Annotated in this window: 18 protein-coding genes and 1 pseudogene; 8 read left to right on the top strand and 11 right to left on the bottom strand. The window is 72.2% G+C overall.

Translation table 11 applies throughout. The annotated features are described in order from the left end of the window. Positions 1-9 precede the first annotated feature (9 nt). The 5 genes from ACK4YQ_RS06640 to ccmI all read right to left on the bottom strand — a co-directional run bounded on the left by ACK4YQ_RS06640 (position 10) and on the right by ccmI (position 5758). Positions 10-1572: a Do family serine endopeptidase gene (locus ACK4YQ_RS06640; protein ID WP_409609588.1), complete on the bottom strand. Its 1563-nt coding sequence runs from the start codon at positions 1570-1572 to the stop codon at positions 10-12. Between the two features lie 142 nt (positions 1573-1714). Beyond that, positions 1715-2185, bottom strand: coding sequence for a cytochrome c-type biogenesis protein CcmH (locus ACK4YQ_RS06635; protein ID WP_409609586.1), 471 nt, complete (start codon positions 2183-2185; stop codon positions 1715-1717). Further along, complete coding sequence (locus ACK4YQ_RS06630) at positions 2182-4158, bottom strand: heme lyase CcmF/NrfE family subunit (RefSeq protein WP_409609584.1); 1977 nt, start codon at positions 4156-4158, stop codon at positions 2182-2184. The genes ACK4YQ_RS06635 and ACK4YQ_RS06630 overlap by 4 nt, the downstream gene beginning before the upstream one ends. After that, positions 4155-4655, bottom strand: a complete 501-nt coding sequence (gene ccmE, locus ACK4YQ_RS06625) for a cytochrome c maturation protein CcmE (protein WP_409609582.1) — start codon at positions 4653-4655, stop codon at positions 4155-4157. Before ccmE ends, ACK4YQ_RS06630 begins: the two co-directional genes overlap by 4 nt. Beyond that, positions 4652-5758: a c-type cytochrome biogenesis protein CcmI gene (gene ccmI / locus ACK4YQ_RS06620; RefSeq protein WP_409609580.1), complete on the bottom strand. Its 1107-nt coding sequence runs from the start codon at positions 5756-5758 to the stop codon at positions 4652-4654. The genes ccmE and ccmI overlap by 4 nt, the downstream gene beginning before the upstream one ends. Positions 5759-6011: 253 nt before the next feature. Here ccmI and ACK4YQ_RS06615 point away from each other — a divergent pair, with 253 nt between their 5' ends. Further along, positions 6012-6524 (top strand): hypothetical protein, encoded by a 513-nt coding sequence (locus ACK4YQ_RS06615; protein ID WP_409609578.1) that lies wholly within the window; start codon positions 6012-6014, stop codon positions 6522-6524. A 3-nt stretch (positions 6525-6527) separates the two neighbouring features. Here the strand turns inward: ACK4YQ_RS06615 and ACK4YQ_RS06610 are convergent, their stop codons facing one another. The 6 genes from ACK4YQ_RS06610 to ACK4YQ_RS06585 form a co-directional block, all read right to left on the bottom strand. Continuing rightward, complete coding sequence (locus tag ACK4YQ_RS06610) at positions 6528-7892, bottom strand: hypothetical protein (protein WP_409609576.1); 1365 nt, start codon at positions 7890-7892, stop codon at positions 6528-6530. 78 nt (positions 7893-7970) lie between these two features. Beyond that, entirely contained in the window at positions 7971-9359 is a 1389-nt protein-coding gene (locus tag ACK4YQ_RS06605; RefSeq protein WP_409609574.1) for an ATP-binding protein, read from the bottom strand. 10 nt (positions 9360-9369) lie between these two features. Then, entirely contained in the window at positions 9370-10062 is a 693-nt protein-coding gene (locus ACK4YQ_RS06600) for a response regulator transcription factor (protein WP_409609572.1), read from the bottom strand. Between the two features lie 11 nt (positions 10063-10073). Beyond that, positions 10074-10406: a PepSY domain-containing protein gene (locus tag ACK4YQ_RS06595; protein ID WP_409609570.1), complete on the bottom strand. Its 333-nt coding sequence runs from the start codon at positions 10404-10406 to the stop codon at positions 10074-10076. A 71-nt stretch (positions 10407-10477) separates the two neighbouring features. Further along, positions 10478-11398: a DnaJ C-terminal domain-containing protein gene (locus tag ACK4YQ_RS06590; RefSeq protein WP_409609568.1), complete on the bottom strand. Its 921-nt coding sequence runs from the start codon at positions 11396-11398 to the stop codon at positions 10478-10480. A 110-nt stretch (positions 11399-11508) separates the two neighbouring features. Continuing rightward, complete coding sequence (locus ACK4YQ_RS06585; protein WP_409609566.1) at positions 11509-11973, bottom strand: YcgN family cysteine cluster protein; 465 nt, start codon at positions 11971-11973, stop codon at positions 11509-11511. A gap of 49 nt (positions 11974-12022) precedes the next feature. Here ACK4YQ_RS06585 and ACK4YQ_RS06580 point away from each other — a divergent pair, with 49 nt between their 5' ends. The 7 genes and pseudogenes from ACK4YQ_RS06580 to ACK4YQ_RS06550 form a co-directional block, all read left to right on the top strand. Then, entirely contained in the window at positions 12023-14080 is a 2058-nt protein-coding gene (locus ACK4YQ_RS06580) for a transglycosylase domain-containing protein (RefSeq protein WP_409609564.1), read from the top strand. 55 nt (positions 14081-14135) lie between these two features. After that, positions 14136-15929, top strand: a complete 1794-nt coding sequence (locus tag ACK4YQ_RS06575; RefSeq protein WP_409609562.1) for an ABC-F family ATP-binding cassette domain-containing protein — start codon at positions 14136-14138, stop codon at positions 15927-15929. A 526-nt stretch (positions 15930-16455) separates the two neighbouring features. After that, positions 16456-18540: an ATP-binding protein gene (locus ACK4YQ_RS06570; protein WP_409609560.1), complete on the top strand. Its 2085-nt coding sequence runs from the start codon at positions 16456-16458 to the stop codon at positions 18538-18540. A gap of 88 nt (positions 18541-18628) precedes the next feature. Beyond that, positions 18629-19633: an ABC transporter substrate-binding protein gene (locus ACK4YQ_RS06565; protein ID WP_409609558.1), complete on the top strand. Its 1005-nt coding sequence runs from the start codon at positions 18629-18631 to the stop codon at positions 19631-19633. Beyond that, positions 19630-20376, top strand: coding sequence for an ABC transporter ATP-binding protein (locus ACK4YQ_RS06560; RefSeq protein ID WP_409609556.1), 747 nt, complete (start codon positions 19630-19632; stop codon positions 20374-20376). Before ACK4YQ_RS06565 ends, ACK4YQ_RS06560 begins: the two co-directional genes overlap by 4 nt. After that, complete coding sequence (locus ACK4YQ_RS06555) at positions 20373-21140, top strand: ABC transporter permease (protein ID WP_409609554.1); 768 nt, start codon at positions 20373-20375, stop codon at positions 21138-21140. Before ACK4YQ_RS06560 ends, ACK4YQ_RS06555 begins: the two co-directional genes overlap by 4 nt. Before the next feature lie 35 nt (positions 21141-21175). Next, a pseudogene (locus tag ACK4YQ_RS06550) lies at positions 21176-21532 on the top strand (hypothetical protein); the annotation flags it as partial.

Below are 21532 nucleotides of genomic sequence, written 5' to 3'. Positions count from 1 at the left end.
GTGCGCAGACTAACCCGCGACCTTCAGCGGCAGGAAGAGGGTGCGGCCGGCGCGATGCACCCCGACCAGCACGCTGGAGCGGCCGGCCTTCTTCGCCGCGTCCACCGCCGAGGCGAGGTCGCTGGCCTGAGCCACGTCGGCGTCGCCCGCGCGCACGATGACGTCGCCGCGGCGCAGGCCGCGCTGGGCGGCGTCGGAGGAGGCCTCGATGCTGTCCACCACGACCCCACGCACGTCGGCGTCGACGTTGTAGCGGCGGCGCGCGGGCTCATCGAGCGGCGCGAGGGCCATGCCGAGCACCGAGGGCAGGCTCGCCCCCGGCGCGCCGGGGGTGGCCCCGTTGGACCGGCCGGGCGTGTTGTCGTTGGCCGCCAGCTCGGTCTCCGACGGCCGGATTCCGGAGCGCACTTCGAACACCCGCCGCTTGCCGGCGCGGATCACGTCCAGGCGCAGGATGTCGCCGGCGCTGGCCTGGGCCACCTCGCGGGTGAGTTCGGTGGAGGTCTTCACCTGGGTCCCGTTCACGCCGACCACCACGTCGCCGGGCTGCAGGCCCGCGCGCTGGGAGGGACCGCCCGGCACCAGGTCGGCGATGATCGCGCCGCGCTGGTCGCCCATGCCCTGGGCTTCGGCCATCTCGGCGCTGAAGTTCTGGATGGTCGCGCCGATGTAGCCCCGTGTCACCTTGCCGCCGGAGATCAGCTGCTTGGTGATAGAATCGGCCACGTCGGCGGGAATGGCGAAGCCGATCCCGACCGACCCGCCCGAGGGCGAGAAGATCGCGGTGTTCACGCCGATGACCCGGCCGTAGATGTCGAAGGTCGGGCCGCCGGAGTTGCCGCGGTTGATGGGCGCGTCGATCTGGATGTAGTCGACGAAGGTCTCGCCGATGTCGCGTCCATAGGCCGAGATGATGCCGGCCGTGGCGGTGCCGCCCAGGCCGAAGGGGTTGCCGACGGTGATCACCCAGTCGCCGACCCGCGGCTTGGCCGCGTTCTCGAAGTTCACATAGGGGAAGTTGGAGCCCTTGACCTTCAGCACGGCCAGGTCGGTCCCCTCATCTCGGCCGATGATCTCGGCGTCAAGCTCGCGTTCGTCCTTGAGCACGACCTTGATGGTCTCAGCGTTCTCGACGACGTGGTTGTTGGTGACGATGTAGCCGTTGGACGAGATGAAGAAGCCCGAGCCCGACGACTGCTGCGTCGGCAGGCGGGGCTGGCCGCGCGGGGTGGTCCCGCCCTCGTCGCCCTCTTCGTCGTCCGGGGCCGGCTGGCCCGGCAGGGCGAAGGGGAAGTTCTCGAAGCCGGGGATGCGCTGCAGCGCGCTGGGGTTCGCCCGCGAGGTGACGTTGATCGACACCACCGCCGGCGAGACCTTGTCGAAAATATCGGCGAAGGACAGCGGCGCGCCGGGCGGCGGCGCGAAGACGGGGGCCGTGGAGGCCTTGATCATTCCCGCCTGCTGATCGGCGCGGGCGGGGGGAAGCTGCATCCCCGCCCCGGCCAGCGCGGCCGCGGCGACACCGGCGCCGGCCACGGCGCCCAGGAGATAACCGGTCTTCTTGGAGGTCATAAGACTTGAATTCCCTTCGGGACGCGGGACTGAACGCGTTCACCCGATAGCTAGGTTCGATGCACGAGAGCGCAACGCCTCTCAAGTTACGTTTAGGTCAGGCTCGGGCGCCGGAACGCGTCCGATCTTGGGCGCAATCGTGTCACGGCCCCTGGTCACGCGTAAGGCCTTTCAAGCGGTCGGCCTCCTCATCGGAGAGTTCCGCCTCCGGCGCGCGCCGACGAAGCTGCGTGACGAGCAGCAGGAGCCCGAAGCCCACGATCACGAACGGCCCGATCCAGAGAGCGGCGTTGCCGGCCGAGAAGCTCGGCTTGAGCAGCACGAACTCGCCGTAGCGCTCGGTCAGGAAGGTGCGGACCTCCGCGTCGCTGCGTCCGGCCGCCACCTGTTCGCGCACGATGCGGCGCAGGTCCGCGGCGAGCTCGGCGCTGGAGTCGTCGATCGATTCGTTCTGGCAGACGAGGCAGCGGACATCGCGGAAGATGGCCCGCGCGCGGGCCTCCTGGGCGGGGTCGCTCAGGCGCTCGGCCGGATCGGAGGCCGCGGCCATGCACATCACGGCCGCGACGGCGGCGAAGAAGCTCGCGAAGCTGCGCAGCATCGCCCGGATCATGCCGCAGCATCGCTCCGTTTGCGCCCGACCGCCAGCCTGAGGCGTCGGTCGGACAGGGAGACCGCCCCGCCAAGGGCCATGATCGCGGGCCCGGCGAAGATCAGCAGGGCCCAGGGATTCCAGTAGGCGCGGATCAGCCACACCGGCTCGCCGCCGGTCTCGCGCCGCTCGCCGAGGACCATGTAGAGGTGGCTGAGGCCGAGGTTGCAGATCGCCACCTCCGAGGTGGTCTGGCCGCCGGCCGGGTAGAACCGCCGCTCCGGCTCGCCCACGCAGACCTCGCGGCCTCCTCGGGTGGCGCGGACGATGGCGCGCTCCGCCTCGTAATTCGGACCGTCGATCCCGCCGATGCGCTCGACGGTGAGGTGATAGGCGCCGACGTCCAGGGCGCCGCCCACGGGCAGGGCTTCGGCCGCCTCGACCTTCCAGGTGGTCTCGAAACAGGCGCCGAGCACGAACACGCCCAGGCCCATGTGGGCCAGGGTCATGCCCCAGGCGCCACGGGGCAGCCCGCGCAGGCGCCGGAAGGATTCGGCGGCGGGAACGCGGAAGGCGCGGGTGCGCTCGGCCAGTTCGGCGAGCGCCCCGGCGATCAGCCAGGCGCCGAGGGCCAGGCCGGCAGCCCCCCAGGCGTGGCGCGGGCTGACCAGGGCGATCGCCGCGACGCCGGCGGCCAGGGCGATCAGGGCCGCCACCCCCAGGCGCTGGGCCACGCCGGCGGCGTCGCCCCGCTTCCACGCCAGCAGCGGACCGGCCGGCACCAGGATCAGCAGGGCGGCCATGAGCGGGGTGAAGGTCAGGTTGAAATAGGGCGGCCCGACGGAGATCGCCTCCCCCGTCGCCGCCTCGCGGATCAGCGGGTAGAGCGTGCCCAGCAGCACCGTCGTGGTGGCCGCGGCCAGGAGGATATTGTTGAGCACCAGGGCGCTCTCGCGGCTGATCGGGGCGAACAGCCCGCCCCGCTGCAGGCTGGGCGCGCGCCAGGCGAACAGGGCGAAGGCGAGCCCGGCCGTCGCGCCCAGGATGATCAAGAGGAGCACGCCGCGCGTCGGGTCGACCGCGAAGGCGTGCACCGAGGTCAGGACGCCGGACCGCACCAGGAAGGCGCCCAGCATCGAGAAGGTGAACGCCGCCAGGGCCAGGAACACTGTCCACCCGGCCAGGGCGCCGCGCTTTTCGGTGACGATGGCCGAGTGCAGCAGGGCCGCGCCGATCAGCCAGGGCATGAAGCTGGCGTTCTCCACCGGGTCCCAGAACCACCAGCCGCCCCAGCCGAGCTCATAGTAGGCCCAGAAGGCGCCCAGGGTGATGCCGAGGGTCAGGAAGCTCCAGGCCGCCAGGGTCCAGGGCCGCACCCAGCGGGCCCAGGCCGGGTCTGTGCGCCCCTCGATCAGGGCGGCGACCGCCAGGGAGAAGACCACCGAGAAGCCGACATAGCCGGCGTAGAGCATGGGCGGATGCAGGGCGAGCGCGGGGTCCTGCAGGAGCGGGTTGAGGGAGCGCCCCTCGATCGGCGCGTTGGCGAGGCGGGCGAAGGGGTTGGAGGCGAAGACCGTGTAGGCCAGGAACACCGAGCCCAGGGTCCCCTGTACGGCCACCGCCGTGGCCTTCAGCTCCCGGGGCAGGCCGCGGCCCAGGAGGGCGACCGCCATGCCGAAGCCGGTGAGCGCCAGGCACCACAGCAGCATCGAGCCCTCGTGGCTGCCCCAGGCGCCGGCCACCTTGTAGAGCAGGGGTTTTTCCGTGTGCGAGTTGGCCGCCACGTTGGCCACGGAAAAGTCGGAGGTGACGAAGGAAATCACCAGGGCGGCGAAGGCCAGGGCCACGCCGATGAAGGCCACGAGGGCGGCGCCCTCGCCGGCCGCGGCCAGGCTCGCCGAACGGCGCAGCCGGCCGAACGCGGAGACGCCGGCCTGGGCCAGCGAAAAGGCGAGCGCCAGGGCGAGGGCGAAGGCGCCGGTTTCTGCGATCATTCCGCGCTCGGCGTCTCGGGCGCGGCGTAGGCGGGCGTGGCGCCGTCGCCGCGCCATTCGCCCTGGGCCTTCAGGGCCTTCTCGACCTCGCGCGGCATGTAGCGCTCGTCGTGCTTGGCCAGGACCTGACGGGCCTCGAACACCCCGTCGGGGCGATAGGCGCCGGTGGCGACGATCCCCTGGCCTTCGCGGAACAGGTCCGGCAGGTCGCCCTGGTAGACGACGCGGTCGGTGGCGGTCTGGTCGGCGACCACGAACTCCACGCGCCCGTCGGGGTGCTTGGTCACGCTGCCCGGCTGGACGAGACCGCCAAGCTGGATCGAGCGCCCCGCCGGCGGCTGGGCCGCCTCGGCCTGGGAGGGGGTGTAGAAGAACGAAATGGAGTCGCTGAGGCCCCAGAGGGTCAGGCCGGCGGCCACGGCCAGGACCGGGCCGATGGCGGCGACCAGCAGCAGCCGGCGGCGCGCCGTGCGAGATTTGGGAAGAAAGCCGCTCATGGGCGGGACTCCGAAGCAGGGGTCATGGCCGGCGTGGCGGCGGCGGCGTCGAGCGCCTGCAGCACGTCAGGCCGTTCAGCGTAGCGGGCGCGGGCCTTGGCCAGGGCGGCGTCGCGCGCGGCGTCATCGCCGAGGACCGCGTAGGAGCGCACCAGGCGCACCCAGCCCTCGGCGTCGTCCGGCGATTCCTCCAGGCGGGCGGCGAGGCCCGCCACCATCCCGCGGATCGCTTCGAGCTGGTCGCCGGCGAAAGCCGGCGGCGGCGCCGGGGCGGGCGCCTTCTCGGCGTCGGCGATGGCCGCCTGCAGGGTCGCGCGGCGCGGGTCGTCCGGCTTCAGGTCGGCCAGGAGGGCGCGCCAGTCGGCCAGGCCGCCGGCCCGGTCGCCCGCCTCGATGCGTCCGCGGGCCAGGTGGAAACGGGCCATGACCGACTCGGGATCGCGCTTCAGCGCCTGGCGCAGGGCCGCTTCGGCCTGGGGCGTGACCGCGCCCTCGGCCTCGACGAGCAGCACCTCGCTGAGCGCTTCCCACAGGTCGATGCGCTCGGGGGCGAGTTCGATGGCCCGGCGCAGGGCGCGCGAGGCCTCTGCCGTGTCCCCCGAGGCGGCTTCGGCCATGGCCAGGTAGCGGAAGGCCTCGGGATCGTTCGGACGGCGGGCCACGAGGGCCTTCAGCACGGCGGCCAAGCGCGGCGGATCGAGGCGCTCGGGCGGGGTTCGCACCCACTGATCCAGGCGCGCGGCGTAGGGCTGATCCGGCGCTCCCGGGGAGCCGACCGACAGGTAGAGGCCGATGGCCAGGAGAGGACCGGCCGTAGCGATGGCGAGGATCGCCCGGCGGCTTCCTCCGGCGCTCCAGGACGCCGCACGGCGGGCGTCCGCGCCCAGGAGCCGCCGGCCGGCCTCGGCGTGGGCGCTCTTGCGCTCGGCCTCGCCCAGCAGGCCGCGCTCGGCGAGGTCGTCGATCTCCTGCAACTGGCGCCGGTAGAGGGAAAGCGCCGGGTCTTCCGCCGGAGCCGAGGCGCCGGCGCGGGCGGCGCGCTGCAGAACAAGACCCGCGGCGGCGGCGGAAAGGAGCGCGGCCACGACCCAGAAGCTGATCATGGCCGCGGCTTTAGCCCAAAGCGGCGACGCAGGCGAGGTCCGTGCCATTGCGGAGGGGGCCAGGGTCGATGCGCCGCACCCTTGCCGACCCACTTTGGGTAGCCGCAGGCCCCGACGGCCTGACCTAGATCATATGCCCTTCAGCATACCCGAGCTATCCGGATACCCGTGATTTTTTGGGGGATTCTATCGTGCTCCAGTCGAACCCGACTGCCGCTGCGGCCTCGCGCGTCCACGCGGGAGCCTGACTCTCATGGACACGCGCAACGGCGTGGCGCGTCTGCCGGACGCCACGATCGCGGCCAACGAGGACGAGCATGACATCGCGCTGCAGCGCTACGTCATGCGGCTCGGCCTGGACTTCTTCGTACGGCTCGCCACGGCCTGTTCGGAGCTCTTCGAGGGCAACCTGCTGACCGGCCTGATCTTCGTGGCCATCGCCCAGTCGAGCGTGCAGCACCTGAACAAGCCCCTGCGGCTCAATCCGTCCGCCGTGGACGGCGTCTTCCCGGACGAGCTGCGCCGGCCGGTCAGCGTGCTTGGCCTCGCCCAGTTCCTGGGCCTGCCCTACGAGACCACCCGCCGGCACGTGAACCGTCTGGTCGAGCTCGGCTATGTGAACAAGGTCGGCGCCCGCGGCGTCATCACGCCCTCGGAGGTGATGCGGCGGCCGGAGGTGGACCGGCTGGTGGCCGCCAACTTCTCCAGCGTTCGCCAGTTCGTCGCCGGCCTGCGCAACGGCGCGTCTGAACTCCTGGAGGCCTGAGCCTCAGGCCGCGGCGTTGAGCGCCGCCGCGCGGCGGCGGACAATCTCGGCGGCGCGGCGGTCGCGCACCAGACCGCTGAAGGTCGCCGCCAGATTCAGGAAGGTCTGGCCGATCGCCGGATCCTCAACCTCGCCGTGCCGCATCAAGTCGAGCACCTCCTCGACGTAGACGTCCAGCACTTCCCCGAGGCTTTCCAGGAGCTTGGCCCGCATCGAGGCGAAGCCGCCGTAGTTGGCGCTGTTGCGCAGCTCGTCGGCGAAGTGCAGCAGGGTCATGGCCCGGGTCACGGCCTGCGGGTCCGGCGCCTCGGTGAGGCGCGGCATGTCCTTCATCACCCGGGCCACGCGCATGGGATGGCGCGGAAGGGCGGCGACCAGGGCCCGCTCGGCCTCGCGCAGGCGGCGCTCGACGACGGCGGCCAGGGTCTTCTTCTGCTGGGCCACACGCTTGCCCCAGCCGCTGTCGCGCGCCAGTTCGATGGACTCGTCGATCTGGCCGATCTGCATGGTGATCAGCTCGACGACCTTGCCGACCGCGCGGCCGTGATCGGCGCCGCCCTCGGGATTGAGGCGGCCGACTTCGGCCAGGGCCTCGTCCACCGCCTTCAGGACCCGCTCGGCGAAGATCGCGAGCTCGGAACTGGCGAGGTAGGATTCCGGCGGCCGGTCCATCACCACCGAAATGATGCGAAGGATCATCCACGGATCGGCGAGCTGTCCCGCCAGCATCTCGAAAAAGCGCGGCCCGGCGTCCTCGGAGACGGTGACGGCGTCCTTGTAGGCCAGGCGGGCGACCGCGGCCTTCTCCTCTGAGATGCGGCCGATCCATTCGGGCAGGCGAAGGGTGGCCTCGCGCACGATGGCGGCCAGTTCCAGGCAGGCGCAGAGCTCGGCCGCGCCGTTGGCCCGCGCCTGGTCGGCGAGTTCGACGGCCCGGGCGAACTCGGAGGTCTCCCGCCGGCGAAGTCCGGCCAGGGCGCGGCGGACCAGGTCGTCGAAGGGTTCTGGGGAGGACTCGTCGGCGCGGAAGTCGATCAGCACCGCGGCGGCGTATTCCACCTCGTGGGGGCAGACGCTCTTCAGGCCGCGCCAGATCAGCCCCAGCACCGGCGCAGGGAACCGCAGGCGTTCCGGATCCCGGCCGTCGCCGACGCAGAGCGGCGCAATGGGACCAAGGACCGTGTTGCGAAGACGCCGGTCCGCGGCCTCGACCTCGACCAGGCGGCGCACGCTCGACAGGGCCGGGTCGGCGCCGACGTTCATGAGGGCGGCCTGCAGGCTGCCGACAACGCCGTCCGGAGCGGACTCGACGAGGTGTCTCACGATCGCGATTTTCTGCTCGGGCAGGCCGGCCATGTCGTCATCCATGCGCGGTCGCCCGCGCCAAGAGCCGACACTCGCCCAGGTGGGTTAAGGTTTGACAAACCACGACCTTCGCTCGTGGAATCACGCCTCGGCCCGCGGCAGCTCCAGTTCCACGGCGAGGCCGCCCAGGGGGGCGTCCCCCAGGCGCAGGGCGCCTCCGTAGGCGCGGGCCAGCTCGTCGACGATGTTGAGGCCGAGGCCCGAGCCGGGGGCGGCTTCGTCGAGCCGGGCGCCGCGCTGAAGCACCTCCTCACGCCGTTCCGCAGGCAGGCCCTCGCCGTCATCCTCGATGACGAGGGAGAAGCGCGTGGGCGAGAGCGGGCGGGCGCGCACCCGCACCCGGCCCCGGCACCACTTGCAGGCGTTGTCCATGGCGTTGCCGGCGATCTCCAGCAGGTCCTGCCGCTCGCCCAGGAAGAAGAGCTCCTCGTCGGCGTCCCAGTCCACGGTGACGCCCTTGTCCTGGAAGATCCGCTCGAGGGTGCGGGCCAGTTCATCCAGCACCTCGGCCACGCTGGTGCGCTCGCCCTGGCCCTGGGTGCGCGCCGCGGCCCGCGCGCGGCGCAGGTGATGATCGACCTGGCGGCGCATGGCTTCGGCCTGCCGGGCGACCACCTCGGCCAGGGGGCCAGGCTGCTGCTCGGCCTCGGTGGACATCACCGACAGCGGCGTCTTCAGGGCGTGGGCGAGATTGCCCACGTGGGTGCGCTGGCGCTCGACCACCTCCTGATTGTGCGCGACCAGGGCGTTGAGCTCGTCGGCCAGGGGGGCGAGTTCGGTGGGATAGGTCCGGACCAGCCGCTCGGCCTTGCCCCGCCGGACCGAGGCGACCTCCCGGCGCAGGTCGAACAGCGGCGCAAGGCCCACCCGCACCTGCACGACCACGGCGGCGATCATGCCGGCGGCCAACAGGGCGAAGGCGAGCGCCGTGGCGGCGATGAAGCCGCGCACGTCGCGGTCCACCGGGCTGCGGTCCTCGGCGGCCATGAAGATCACCGGGGCCTCGCGCCCCGGCAGCCGGGCCTGGGAGGCCATGGCCCGCAACGGCTCGTTGAGCGGCCCGCGGGTGTCGTAGACCACCGGCCTGCCGGGGGTGGCGGCCACTTCGGCGACGATGTCGGCCGGGGCCTTCAGCTCGCTGTCCCAGAGCGAGCGCGAGCGGACCAGCACGCGCACCGCGCCGCCGGACGCGGGCTCGGCCAGTTGCCAGTACTTGCCCGAATAGGCGCGCAGCGCCCGCAGATCGGTGAGCGCAGGGGCGATCACCTCCTGGTTCTCGCCGATGGTGGCGCCGGCGAGCAGGTTGTCGATCAGCTCGCTCAGCCCCTGGTCGAACCGGCGCAGGGCCGCCTGCTGGAACAGCATGGCCAGGACGATCGCCGTCACCAGCAGGACGGCCAGGCTCCAGCCGGCGGCCAGGATCACCAGCCGGCGGACCAGGGAGGGCCGGCGCAGGACCTCGAGCTTCACGGAACCGGCCTCACCGGCCGGCGGCCCCGCCGTCCAGTTCCTCCATGGGGCAGGTCAGGCGATAGCCGAGGCCGCGGGCGGTCTCGATCCGATCGGCGCCGATCTTCTTGCGCACCCGCCCGATGAAGACCTCGATGGTGTTGGAGTCGCGGTCGAAGTCCTGGTCGTAAAGGTGCTCGATCAGCTCGGTGCGGCTGATCACCCGGCCCTGGTGCATCATCAGATAGTGCAGCAGCCGGTATTCCAGGGAGGTGAGCCGCAGGGGCTCGCCGTTGACGGTGGCCCTGGCCGCGCGGGGATCCAGGCGCAGGCCGCCGCAGGTCAGGCTGGGCGCGGCGTGGCCCGCCGAGCGGCGCAGCAGCGCGCGGAGCCGGGCGAGCAGCTCCTCGGTATGGAACGGCTTGGTCAGGTAGTCGTCGGCGCCGGCGTCGAAGCCGGCGACCTTCTCGCTCCAGGCGCCGCGGGCCGTCAGGATCAGCACCGGCGTGGTCACATTGCCCCGCCGCCAGCGCTCCAGCACCGAGACGCCGTCGACCTTGGGCAGGCCGAGGTCCAGGATCACCGCGTCGTAGGGCTCGGTCTCGCCGAGGAACTGGGCCTCCTCGCCGTCGGGGGCGTGGTCGACGGCGTAGCCGGCGTCGCCCAGCGCGATCTTCAGCTGGCGCGACAGGTCCGGATCGTCTTCCACGAGTAGAATGCGCATGCGTCTGGCTCCTAGCCGCCCTGGCGGCCGATGATCTGGCCGCTTTCGGCGTCGACGACGAAGATCACGACCCGCCCGTCGGTCATCTGCCACTGGACGAAGTAGACGGGGCGGCCGCCCTGGTCGCCCTGGGTGGTGTTCAGGTGCCGGCCCGGCGTGCGCTGGGCGATCATGGCCAGCACCCGCGACAGGGGCGCCTGGCGGCCCGAGCGCACGGCGTCGCGGGCGCGGTCCTGGTCGCTGCGGTCCGCGCCATAGGCGGCGCGGCCACCGTCAGGCCACGGCTGGGCCGCCGCGGCGAGGGGCGCGGCCAGCAGAGCAGTGATGACGAGCAGGCGTTTCATGGCGCCAGACTTAGCCCCCGGTCACTGAACCCAGGCTGAACACTCGGCTCAGGAAGCCGCAACCGCCTCTATCACGGCCGGCGGCGCGGCGTGTAGGGCCGTTCCTTGCGCCAGGCCTCGGCGAAGGCCTCGAGCTCGGCGTCCGGCGTGTCGGGCAAGGTCACCACCAGCCGCGCGAAAAGGTCGCCGCGCTCGCCCCTAGCGTCGACCAGCCCCTTGCCCTTCAGCCGAAGGCGCGAGCCGGTGTTGGAGCCCTTGGGGACCGTCAGGGTCACCGGGCCGTCGGGGGTCGGCGCCTCGACCTTGCCGCCGAGCACGGCGTCGGGCACCGAGACCGGCAGATCCATGACCAGCGCCTCGCCGTCGCGCTTGAAGATCGGATGCGGGCGGATCGACAGTTCGATGAGGGCGTCGCCGGGACCGGCGCGGCCCGGGGCCCCCTGCCCCTTCAGCCGCAGGGTCTGGCCGTCGGACGCGCCCTTGGGGATGGTCACGTCGATCGTGCGGCCGTCGGAGAAGGCGATGCGCTTGCGCGCGCCCTGGATGGCCTCCTCCAGATCGATCTCCAGGCGGGCGCGCACGTCCGATCCGCGGCTCTGGAAGGGGCCGCTGTCGAAACCGCGGGGACCGCCGCGCCCGCGGCCGAGCATCTCGCTGAGGATGTCCGAAAAATCGACGCCTTCGAACTCGGCCGAGGAGAAGCCGCCCCGCGGCCCGCCTTGGAAGCCGCCGCCGAACGGGCCGCCCGGATGCCCACGGAACGTCTCGCGGCCGTCCGCGTCGATCTCGCCGGCGTCGAACTTCTTCTTCTTTTCAGGATCGCCCAGGATGTCGAAGGCGGCGCTGACGCGCTTGAAGCGCTCTTCGGACGCCTTGTTCCCGGGGTTGGTGTCGGGGTGGTGGGCCTTGGCCAGCTTGCGGAACGCCTTGCGGATCTCGTCCGCGCTCGCGCTGCGGGAAACGCCCAGCTCCTGATACGGGTCGTTCGCCAAGGGAAATCGCCTCTCCAGCCTGTGTCACCCTACGCCCTCTAGATTGGAGTGTCCGGTGAGTCACGCAAGGCCGCGTGTGACATAATTACCACACGATCGCGCGGGCCCGCCTAGAGGTCGCCCTTGTCCTCCATGAGGTCCCAGGCGGTGTAGTCGATCGCGTCCTCCGGATCCTCCAGCTCCGCCTCCGAGAAGGTCTGTCCGCGGATCGAAACCCCGGCTGCGTGCACGCTTTCCGGATCGCCCGTGATCAGCGGATGCCAGGACGGCAGCGGCCGGCCCTCGTGCAGCCGGCGATAGGCGCAGCTCCTGGGCATCCATTCCAGGGCGTCGATATTGTGCGGCGTCAGCTTGATGCAGTCGGGCACGTGCTGCTTGCGGTTGGCGTAGTCGCTGCAGCGGCAGGTGGCCGAATCGAACAGCCGGCAGTGCACCCGCGTGGGGATGACCTCGCCGCTCTCCTCGTCCTCGAAGCGAACCAGGCAGCAGAGCCCGCAGCCGTCGCATAGGCTCTCCCACTCGCGCACGGTCATCTGCTCGAGGCGCTTGGTCTCCCAGAAAGGTCTCGTCGCCATGGGGCCAGCGTCCTAAACCCAATCGGGCCGCGCCGCCAACGTCGATCCCTTGACTGATCCCTCGCCGCCTCATCGTCCGCCCCCCCGCCCATTCGGCCGGGCCAAGCCGCGCCCCCTCGCCGGGGCGGGGCCGTCGCAGCCGCGGCGCCGGGTCCGCGTGCGGCTGACGGCGGCGGTTGGCGCGGCGGCGGCGGCGGGTGGGGTGACGGCGCTCGGCTTCGCCCTGGCGATCTGGCTGGCCTACCTGCGGGACGTCCCGCCCCTGCCGGCGCAAGAGGCGCTCTTCGCGGCCAATCGGGCGCCGGCGATCCGCTTCCTCGACCGGGCCGGCCAGGTGATCGCCGCCCGCGGGCCGCGCTACGGCGAGCGTGTGAGGCTGGCGGACCTGCCCGAGCACGTGCCCCTCGCCTTCCTGGCCGCGGAGGACCGGCGCTTCTATCAGCACGGGCCGGTGGAGCTGAGGGCGATCGTCCGCGCGGCCATGGCCAACTGGCGGGCGGGCGAGGTCGTGCAAGGCGGCTCGACGCTGGCCCAGCAACTGGCCAAAGGCCTGTTCCTGACGCCCGAACAGACCCTCAAGCGCAAGCTGCAGGAGGCCGTCCTCGCCGCGCGCCTGGAGGGCCGGCTGGGCAAGGACGGGGTGCTCGAGCTCTATCTGAACCGGATCTACTTCGGGGCGAACACCTACGGTATCGACGGCGCGGCGCGAGCTTATTTCGGCAAGCCGGCCGCGTCCCTGACGCTAGGCGAGGCGGCGCTTCTGGCGGCCTTGCCCAAGGCGCCCTCCCGGCTGGCGCCGACGCACAACATGGCCGCCGCCCTGGATCGCTCGCGCTGGGTGCTGGGCGAGATGCGGCGCGACGGCTGGATCACGCCCGCCCAGGAGGCCGCGGCCCTGGCCGCCCCGCCCCGCCTATCGCCCGAGGCTCGCCAGGATGTCGCCGACTTCGGCTACGCCCTCGACTACGCCACCGCCGAGGCCGTGCGCCTGGCCGGACCCGACGCACCGGACCTGCAGGTGCGCCTGTCGCTGGACCCGGCGCTGCAGCGGCAAGCCGCCCAGCTCGTGCGCCGAATGCTGGAGGAGGACGGCCGCGCCGCCGGCGCCGACCAGGCCGCGCTGGTGGCGCTGGGCCCCGACGGCGGCGTTCGGGCCATGGTCGGGGGGACCGACTACGAGGAAACCCCGTTCAACCGCGCGGTGCAGGCGCGCCGCCAGCCCGGATCGGCCTTCAAGCCCTTCATCTACGCCGCCGCCCTGGAGAAGGGCGTGCGCCCGACGGATGTGCGTGTGGACGGCCCCGTGCGCATCGGCGCCTGGACGCCCCGCAACTACGGCGGCGGCTATGCCGGTCCGGTGACGGTGGAGACCGCCCTGGCCCGCTCGATCAACACCGTGGCGGTGAAGCTGGCGCGGGAAGCCGGACCCGAGGCCGTCGGCGCCCTTGCCCGGCGCTTCGGCTTCACGGGCCTGCCGCCGCGTCCGGACCTGTCGGCGGCGCTGGGCGCCTATGAGGTCAGCCCGCTGGAGATGGCCGGCGGGTTCCAGGTGTTCCAGGCGGGCGGAGGACGGATCGCGCCCTGGATCGTCGAGGAGATCCGCACCATGGACGGGCGCGCCGTCCATGTCCGCCCGCCGACCGCCCCCGCGCCGGCCTACGATCGGGCGCGCGCGGCGCAGATGGTCTCGATGATGAAGAAGGTCGTGACGTCCGGCACCGGCGTACGCGCCGCCTTCGGCCGTCCCGCGGCGGGCAAGACCGGCACCAGCCAGAACTGGCGCGACGCCTGGTTCGTCGGCTTCACCCCCGACTATGTGGCCGCGGTCTGGGTCGGCGCCGACGACGACCGGCCGATGGACCGCGTGACCGGCGGCGACCTGCCGGCGGAGATTTGGCGGCGGTTCATGATCGCCGCTCACAAGGACCTGCCGATCCGCGACTTCGACTGGATCGCCCCGCCGGCCGAGGCCGCCGCGGCCGCGCCGGACGCCCGCAACGGCTTCTATGGGGTGCTGGCCTCCGAGTTCGGCCGCCTCGCCGCCCAGGCGGAGGCGGAGGAGCCGGCGGAGAGCCTGGGGGAGGGCCCAGAGACGCCGCCGTCGTGACCGGACGGCCGGAAAGCCTTGAACGGATCGTACGCCCCGCTATGTCCCTCGCCGCATGAGACCCCCCATCCTCGCCCTTAAGGACGTCCGCCTGGCGGACGGCCCCGTGATGCTGTTCGACGGCGTCGACCTTGGGCTGGAGCCGCGCAGCCGCGCCTGCCTCGTCGGCCGCAACGGCGCCGGCAAGTCGACCCTGCTGCGCGTGCTGGCCGGCGAGATCGAGGCCGACGCCGGAGAACGCACCGTCACGCCGGGCGCGCGGATCGCCTTCGTGCGCCAGGAGCCGCAGATCGAGGGCGCAAGCCTGCTCGACTACGCCACCGCCGGCGGCGCGGCCGCGCACGAGGCGGAGGCGGCGCTGCAGGCCTTCGGCATGGACCCGGCGAAGGCGACCACGGGTCTTTCGGGCGGGGAGATCCGGCGCGCGGCCCTGGCCCGCGCTTTCGCCGACGCGCCGGACGTGCTGCTGCTGGACGAGCCCACCAACCACCTGGACATCCTGGCGATCGAGACCCTTGAGGCCCAGATCGCCGCCAGCGGCGCGGCGATGCTGATCGTCAGCCACGACCGCGCCTTCCTGGAGCGGGTGACCGACCGCTCGTTCTGGCTGGAGCACCGCCGCGTGCGGCGGCTGGACAGGGGGTTCGCCGCCTTCGACGACTGGGCCGAGCGGATCATGGCTTCGGAGGCCGAGGAGGCCCGCCGCCTCGACAAGGCGATCGAGCGCGAGCAGCACTGGATGGCTCGTGGCGTCACCGCCCGGCGGGCGCGCAACGAGGGCCGCCGCCGCCGGCTTCTGGACATGCGCGCCGCCAAGGCCGAGCGGCTGCGCGAGGCGCGCGGCTCGCTGAGCATGGGGCTCGCCTCTTCCGGCCTGTCCGGCCAGAGGGTGGCCGAGGTGAAGGGCCTGACCAAGGCCTTCGGCGACCGGGTGATCGTCAAGGACTTCTCCACGCGGATCCTGCGAGGCGACCGGGTGGCGATCGTCGGGCCCAACGGGGCGGGCAAGACCACCCTGGTGAAGCTGCTGCTGGGCGAGCTGGAGCCCGACGCCGGCGAGGTCAAGCTGGGGGTCAATCTGGAGATCGCCTACATCGACCAGGCCCGCGCCGACCTGAAGCCGGACATGACGCTGAAGGACGTGCTCACCCCGCTCGGCGGCGACCAGGTGGTGGTCCGCGGCCAGCCCAAGCACGTGGCCGCCTACGCCAAGGAGTTCCTGTTCACCGAGGCCCAGGTCAGGCAGCCGGTGCGCAGCCTGTCGGGGGGCGAGCGCAACCGCCTGCTGCTGGCGCGGGCCCTGGCCACGCCGGCCAACCTGATGGTCCTGGACGAGCCGACCAACGACCTGGACATGGACACCCTCGACCTGCTCGAGGACCTGCTGGCCGACTACGAAGGCACCTTGATCCTGGTCAGCCACGACCGCGACTTCGTCGACCGGCTGGCGACCTCGACCATCGCGCTCAACGGCCGCGGCGAGGTGGTGGAGACACCCGGGGGGTGGCAGGACTTCCTGTCCCAGAACCCCGGCTTCCTGCGCCCGGCCGCCGCAACGTCCGCGGCCCGCCCACGCGCGGAGCGTCCCGCGCCCGCGGCCAGGCCCTCCAAGCTGTCGTACAAGGACCAGCGGCGGCTGAGCGAGCTCGAGGGACTGATCGCCGACCTGCCCGAGAAGATCGCCAGGCTCGAAGCCGACCTCGCCGATCCGACCCTGTACGGCCGCGACCCCGCCGCGTTCGACCGGCTGGGCCAGGCCCTGGCGGCCGCGCGCTCGCAACTGGCCGACAGCGAAGAGGAATGGCTGGAGCTCGAGGAGCGGCGCGAGGCGCTGGAAGCCGGCCGCTGACCCGTGATTCGCCGCCCGCAGGCGGGCGAAGGGTTTCCTGTGGATAACCTTGGCGATTGAATCGAAACGGGAAAAACCCGTCCGCCCCCAGACAATCCACAGACTGTCCACCGTGGACGCGACCGTCGCCCACACTGATGGCGACTCTGGCGCTTGCTTCATAGAGGGTTCGGGCGCAACGTCAAGTGGCCGAGAGGAACTGCGGCGACGGCGAACCGGGCGACCGGAACGCAAGCGCCGCAGGCGGTTCAAAGGAGATGGAAGCTGGGGCGACCCAGGGACCTGCCTCTGATGGACACCGGGCAGTGACGGAAACCTGCGGGGACACCCGCGATCGAAGTCAGGCTCGACCTTTCCGGCGCAGATCCCCCAACGGATCTGGATGAGAGGGCGACGCTCCGGGCGACCGAAGCGCCGCCCTCTTGCTATTTGCGCAGCCGGCCAAGGCGGTCGGGACGAAACGCCGCTGAATTAACGAAAATCTCGCAGAGAGCGCTCTAAAGCCACGGTGTTCCTTGGAGCGCTCATGGCGGCTTTCGCGACCACAACCTTCAACCGGCGCCTGGCGTTGGCCGCAGGCCTCGCCGTGGCCTCGATGATCGGCGCCCAGATCGGGCTCGCCCTGATCTCCGAGACCGACGGCGCTGCGCCGATCTGGGTGGCCAACGGTTTCATGGCGGCCGCCCTGCTGATGCTGCCCCGGGCCTGGGGGCTTGGGGTGGTGGCCGTCTGCTTTGCAGGCCAGATCGGCCTGGGCGTCCTGCGCCACGACAGCTGGCCGGCGAACCTGTCCCTGTCCGCAGTCAACGTGATGGAGACGTTGCTGGTCGCCCACCTCGCGCGCCTGGCCTGCGGGCGCACGGTGCGCCTGACCAATTTCAACCGGGTGGCGCGGCTGCTGGGCCTGGCGGTGGCGCCGGCGGCGGCGGTGTCGGCGGCGGCCGCGGCGGCCGTCGAGGCCGTGATCCTCGAGCGCCCGCCGATGCTGACCTTCACCGCCTGGTTCGTGTCCGACGGTCTCGGCATGGCCCTCGTGCTGCCCGCGCTCCTGCTCGCGCGGATCACGCCGCGGGACTTCCGGCGCCCGGTCTGGGAGCGTGTCGCGATCTACGCCGCCCTGGCCGCGGCGACCGTCGCCGCCTTCGCCTTCCGCGGTCTGCCCCTGCATTTCCTGCTGTTCCCGGCCTCGCTGCTGGCGGCCTTCAGGGTCGGGCCCCGCGGCACCGGCTTCGCGATGCTGCTGCTGACGGCCATCACCGTCGGTTTCGTCGCCCTCGCGCCCTTCGGCGACGGGGTCAATCCGGGCTGGACGATGACCGAGCGCATGCATGCGGGGCAGCTGCTGATCTCCACCATCTTCCTGACCTCCCTGGCGACGGCGATGGCGGTCAGCGACCAGGCGCGGCTCAAGCGGCTGTGGACCAACCGCAGCAACCTGGCCCGCCGCTCCCAGGCCCGGGCGCTGAAGGCCGGCCAGGCCAAGGCCGAGTTCCTGGCGACGATGAGCCACGAGATCCGCACGCCGATGAACAGCATCCTCGGCTTCACCGAGGTGCTGCTGCGCCGGGAGGACCTCTCCGCCGACGCCCGCCGCCAGCTTGGCCTGATCGACCAAGCCGGCGCCTCGCTGCTGGCGGTGGTCAACGACATCCTCGACTTCTCCAAGATGGAGGCCGGGGAAATCGAGCTCCTGCCGCGGGCCTGCGCGCCGCGGGAGGTAGCCGACGGGGCCATGGCCATTGTCGCCGACGCCGCCCGCGCCAAGGGCCTGGACGTGTCCGTGGAGATCGAGGGCGACGCCGGACGGCCGGTGCTGATCGACGATCTGCGCGTGCGCCAGATCCTGCTCAACCTACTCAGCAACGCCGTCAAGTTCACCGACGCTGGCGCGGTGAAGCTGCGCCTGGAGGTGGAGGGCGACGGCGCCGGGCGGCGCCTGCGGTTCAGCATCATCGACACCGGCGTCGGGGTGGCGGCCGACAAGCTCGACCGTCTGTTCAAGCGCTTCTCCCAGGCCGACAGCTCCGTGAGCCGCGCCTATGGCGGCACGGGCCTGGGCCTGGCCATCTGCAAGGGGCTGACCGAGCGGATGGGCGGGCGGATCGGCGTGACCAGCACGCCCGGCGCCGGGTCGCAGTTCTGGTTCGAGATTCCGGCGCCCACGGCGGTGGCGGACGACGCGCCGACCGCGGCCGCCGAAGCCCAGGCGCACGGCGAAATCCGCGTGCTGCTGGTGGACGACCATCCGATGAACCGCGAACTGGGCGCGACCCTGCTCGACATCCTGGGCTGCCGGACCACCGTGGCCGAGAACGGCGAGGAGGCGATCGCCGCCGCGCAACTGGACGTCTACGACGCCATCCTGATGGACCTGCACATGCCGCACATGGACGGCTGGGAGGCCTCACGGCGCATCCTGGCTCTGGGCGGAGAGGCGGCGCGCACGCCGATCATCGCCCTGTCCGCCGACGTGATGCCCGAGACCGCCGAGCGGTGCCGCCGGGCCGGCATGGTCGACGTGGCGGCCAAACCGATCAGGATCGAGGACCTGCACGCCATGCTCTCGCGCTGGGCCGGGCGCGACAGGGAAGGCGCCCTGCGGGCCGCCTGAGCCGGCGCGGCGCTCCCGCCGACGAAAAACCGGACTCCACTTTTGACGGCCGCGCTCTAGGTTTCCGCCTTCGAGTCCGGGAGTCCGCATGAAAGTCCTACGTCCCCTCGCGATCGCCCTCGCCGCCCTCCTCTGCGCCTGTTCGCCGGCCAGGAAGGACGCCGCGCCGGCCGACGGCCGCACGACGATCCGCTTCGCCACCGACTGGCGGGCGCAGGCCGAGCACGGCGGGTTCTATCAGGCGCTGGCCACCGGCGAGTACGCCAAGCGGGGCCTGGACGTTCAGATCGTCCAGGGCGGGCCCGGGGTGAACGTGCCTCAGCTGCTCGCGTCCGGCGCAGTCGAGATGGGGATGGGCTCCAACAGCTTCATCGTGCTGAACCTCGCCCAGGAGGGGGTGCCGGTGAAGGCCGTGGCGGCCATCTTCCAGAAGGATCCGCAGGTGCTGATCGCCCACCCCGACCAGGGCGTCGAGACCCTGGCCGACCTTAAGGGCCATCCGATCCTGCTGTCGGACGCCTCGGTCACAGCCTTCTGGGTGTGGCTGAAGGCCAAGTATGGCTTCACCGACGACCAGGTGCGCAAGTACACCTTCAACTCCGCGCCGTTCCTGGCCGACAAGCGGGTGGCCCAGCAGGGCTATGTCACCTCCGAGCCCTACACGATCGAGAAGGAGGCCGGCCTGAAGCCCAAGGTCTTCCTGCTCGCCGACAACGGCTACCCGGGATACGCCACCATGGTCCTGGCGCCCGACAGCCTGATCGCCAAGAACCCCGCCGCCGTGAAGGCCTTCGTCGAGGCGACCGCGGCGGGCTGGAAGTCCTATCTGGAGGGCGATCCTGCGCCGGCGAACCGGTTGATCCTCAAGGACAACCCCGAGATGACCCAAGACGTGCTGGACCAGGCGCGGGAAAAGCTGAAGACCTACGGCATCGTCCAGGGCGGGGACGCCGCCACCCGCGGGATCGGCGTCATGACCGAGGCGCGCTGGACAGAGTTCGCGGACATGGCCAAGCAGAACGGGGTCTATCCCGCCACGCTCGACCCCAAGAGCGCCTACACCCTGTCGTTCGTGGACCAGGCCGCCCAGTGAGCATCGCCGCCCTGGAGGACGTCGAGGTCGACTATCCGGGGCGGGGCCGCGCCCTGGGGCCGGTCAGCCTCGCCCTGGCGGCCGGCGAGATCGTCTCCCTGGTCGGGCCTTCCGGCTGCGGCAAGTCCACCGCCCTGCGCCTGCTCGCCGGGCTCGAAGGCCCCAGCCGCGGCCGGGTGCGGCGCACGCCCGGCCGGGGGGAGACCTCGGTGGTCTTCCAGGCGCCGACGCTGGCGCCGTGGATGTCGGCGCAGGCCAACGCCGCCCTGCCGCTGGAGCTCGCCGGGACCGGCAAGGCCGAGGCTCGGGCCCAGGCCGCCGAGGCGCTCGCACGGGTGGGCCTGGCGGGCCACGAGGCGGCGCGCCCCGCCCAGCTCTCGGGCGGCATGGCCATGCGGGTCTCCCTCGCCCGCGCCCTGGTGACCCAGCCGCGCCTGCTGCTCCTGGACGAACCGTTCGCCGCGCTGGACGAGATCACCCGCCGCGCCCTGGCCGACGACGTGCTGGCGCTGTGGAGCGAGAGCCGTCCGGCGATCGTCTTCGTCACCCACAATGTCGAGGAAGCGGTCTACATGGCCTCGCGCGTGGTGGTCATGAGCCGCGGACCGGGCCGCATCGCCGGCGAGTTCGCCGTCGAAGGCCCCCTGCCCAGGCCCCACGGCTTTCGCGCGAGCGAGCCGTTCCGGCGGGCGGTGGAGGCTGTCTCCAATGCGCTCGAGGCGGCCATGGAGCCCGCCGCATGAGCCGCCTGGTCGCCGTCTTCGCGCCGCTGGCCCTGATCGCGCTGCTGCTCGGCGCCTGGGAGGCGGCCTGCCGGCTGGGCGAGGTGCCGGCCTATTTCCTGCCGCCGCCGTCCGCCGTCGCCGTCGCCCTGGCGGCGGACGCGCCGGACCTGCTTGGATCGGCGTGGAACACCCTGGCCATGGCGCTGTCGGCCCTGCTGGTCGCCAGCGTGCTCGCCCAGGCGCTGGCTCTCGGCGTGGCCCTCAGCCCGACCGCGGAGCGGGCCGTGCGCCCCCTGGCCGTGGTGCTGCAGGTGACCCCGGTGGTGGCCATCGCGCCGCTGGTGGTGATCTGGGCCGGCATCGACCATCCCGAACGCGCCATCGTCGGTCTCGCCGCGGTGGTGGCCTTCTTCCCGATCTTTTCGGGCGCGCTCACCGGCCTGAAGTCGGCCGACCCTGACCTGGAGCGCCTGTTCGACCTCTACGGCGCAGGTCGCGCGCAGCGGCTGCTCCGGCTGCGCTTGCCCTCGGCCGTGCCGTTCCTGCTGGAAGGCCACAAGGTGGCCGGGGGCCTGGCCGTGATCGGCGCGGTGGTGGCCGAGTTCGTCGCCGGCTCCGGCGGAGCCCAGGGCCTGGCCTGGAAGATCCTCGAGGCCGGCAACCGCCTGCAGACCGCCCGCATGTTCGCCGCCCTGGTCGTTCTGGGGCTCCTCGGCGCGGCCCTGCATGCGGCTTTCGACCGCCTTGAAAAGGCCGGCCTGAAGTGGTGGCGCGGCCGTTAGCCGGCGATTAAGCGCGGCGGTGTAACCGTCGCCGCATGTATGTGAAGCTCGCCTTCGTCTCGACGCTGGTGCTCGCCGGGGCCTCCCAGGCCGCATCGGCCCAGCCGGCGCTGGACCGCTACGGCCCGCCGCGCGCCGACGTGCGCCTGGCCGCGGCCGCCCCGGCCTATGGCGGGCGGATGCTGACCTGGGCGAGCAAGGTGGAGCCGCCGGCCGCGGCGGCGCCTCAGCCGAGCGCCCCTGCACCGCGCGCGGCCGATCCGCGCGCCTACAGCCTGGGAGACGTTGAGGCCGCGCCGGCGCCCGCGCCCGCCAGCCTCTACGACTCCCCGCCGCCTGCCCCGGCCGCCGCCTCGGCGGTCGCCGCCGCGCCGAGGATCACGGCCCAGGCG

This window comes from Phenylobacterium sp., from assembly GCF_046291545.1.
Classification (GTDB): domain Bacteria; phylum Pseudomonadota; class Alphaproteobacteria; order Caulobacterales; family Caulobacteraceae; genus Phenylobacterium.
Note: the sequence above shows the minus strand (reverse complement) of the source record. Positions and strands in the feature narration are given on the sequence as shown.

Bases quoted from the DNA above. Each gene is read 5' to 3' on its own strand.
- ACK4YQ_RS06595 (WP_409609570.1), bottom strand. From the start codon at position 10,406: ATGAAACGCCTGCTCGTCATCACTGCTCTGCTGGCCGCGCCCCTCGCC.
- ACK4YQ_RS06610 (WP_409609576.1), bottom strand. From the start codon at position 7,892: ATGGATGACGACATGGCCGGCCTGCCCGAGCAGAAAATCGCGATCGTG.
- ACK4YQ_RS06615 (WP_409609578.1), top strand. From the start codon at position 6,012: ATGGACACGCGCAACGGCGTGGCGCGTCTGCCGGACGCCACGATCGCG.
- ACK4YQ_RS06640 (WP_409609588.1), bottom strand. From the start codon at position 1,572: ATGACCTCCAAGAAGACCGGTTATCTCCTGGGCGCCGTGGCCGGCGCC.
- ACK4YQ_RS06635 (WP_409609586.1), bottom strand. From the start codon at position 2,185: ATGATCCGGGCGATGCTGCGCAGCTTCGCGAGCTTCTTCGCCGCCGTC.
- ACK4YQ_RS06570 (WP_409609560.1), top strand. From the start codon at position 16,456: ATGGCGGCTTTCGCGACCACAACCTTCAACCGGCGCCTGGCGTTGGCC.
- ACK4YQ_RS06555 (WP_409609554.1), top strand. From the start codon at position 20,373: ATGAGCCGCCTGGTCGCCGTCTTCGCGCCGCTGGCCCTGATCGCGCTG.
- ccmI (WP_409609580.1), bottom strand. From the start codon at position 5,758: ATGATCAGCTTCTGGGTCGTGGCCGCGCTCCTTTCCGCCGCCGCCGCG.
- ACK4YQ_RS06600 (WP_409609572.1), bottom strand. From the start codon at position 10,062: ATGCGCATTCTACTCGTGGAAGACGATCCGGACCTGTCGCGCCAGCTG.
- ACK4YQ_RS06630 (WP_409609584.1), bottom strand. From the start codon at position 4,158: ATGATCGCAGAAACCGGCGCCTTCGCCCTCGCCCTGGCGCTCGCCTTT.
- ACK4YQ_RS06585 (WP_409609566.1), bottom strand. From the start codon at position 11,973: ATGGCGACGAGACCTTTCTGGGAGACCAAGCGCCTCGAGCAGATGACC.
- ccmE (WP_409609582.1), bottom strand. From the start codon at position 4,655: ATGAGCGGCTTTCTTCCCAAATCTCGCACGGCGCGCCGCCGGCTGCTG.
- ACK4YQ_RS06565 (WP_409609558.1), top strand. From the start codon at position 18,629: ATGAAAGTCCTACGTCCCCTCGCGATCGCCCTCGCCGCCCTCCTCTGC.
- ACK4YQ_RS06575 (WP_409609562.1), top strand. From the start codon at position 14,136: ATGAGACCCCCCATCCTCGCCCTTAAGGACGTCCGCCTGGCGGACGGC.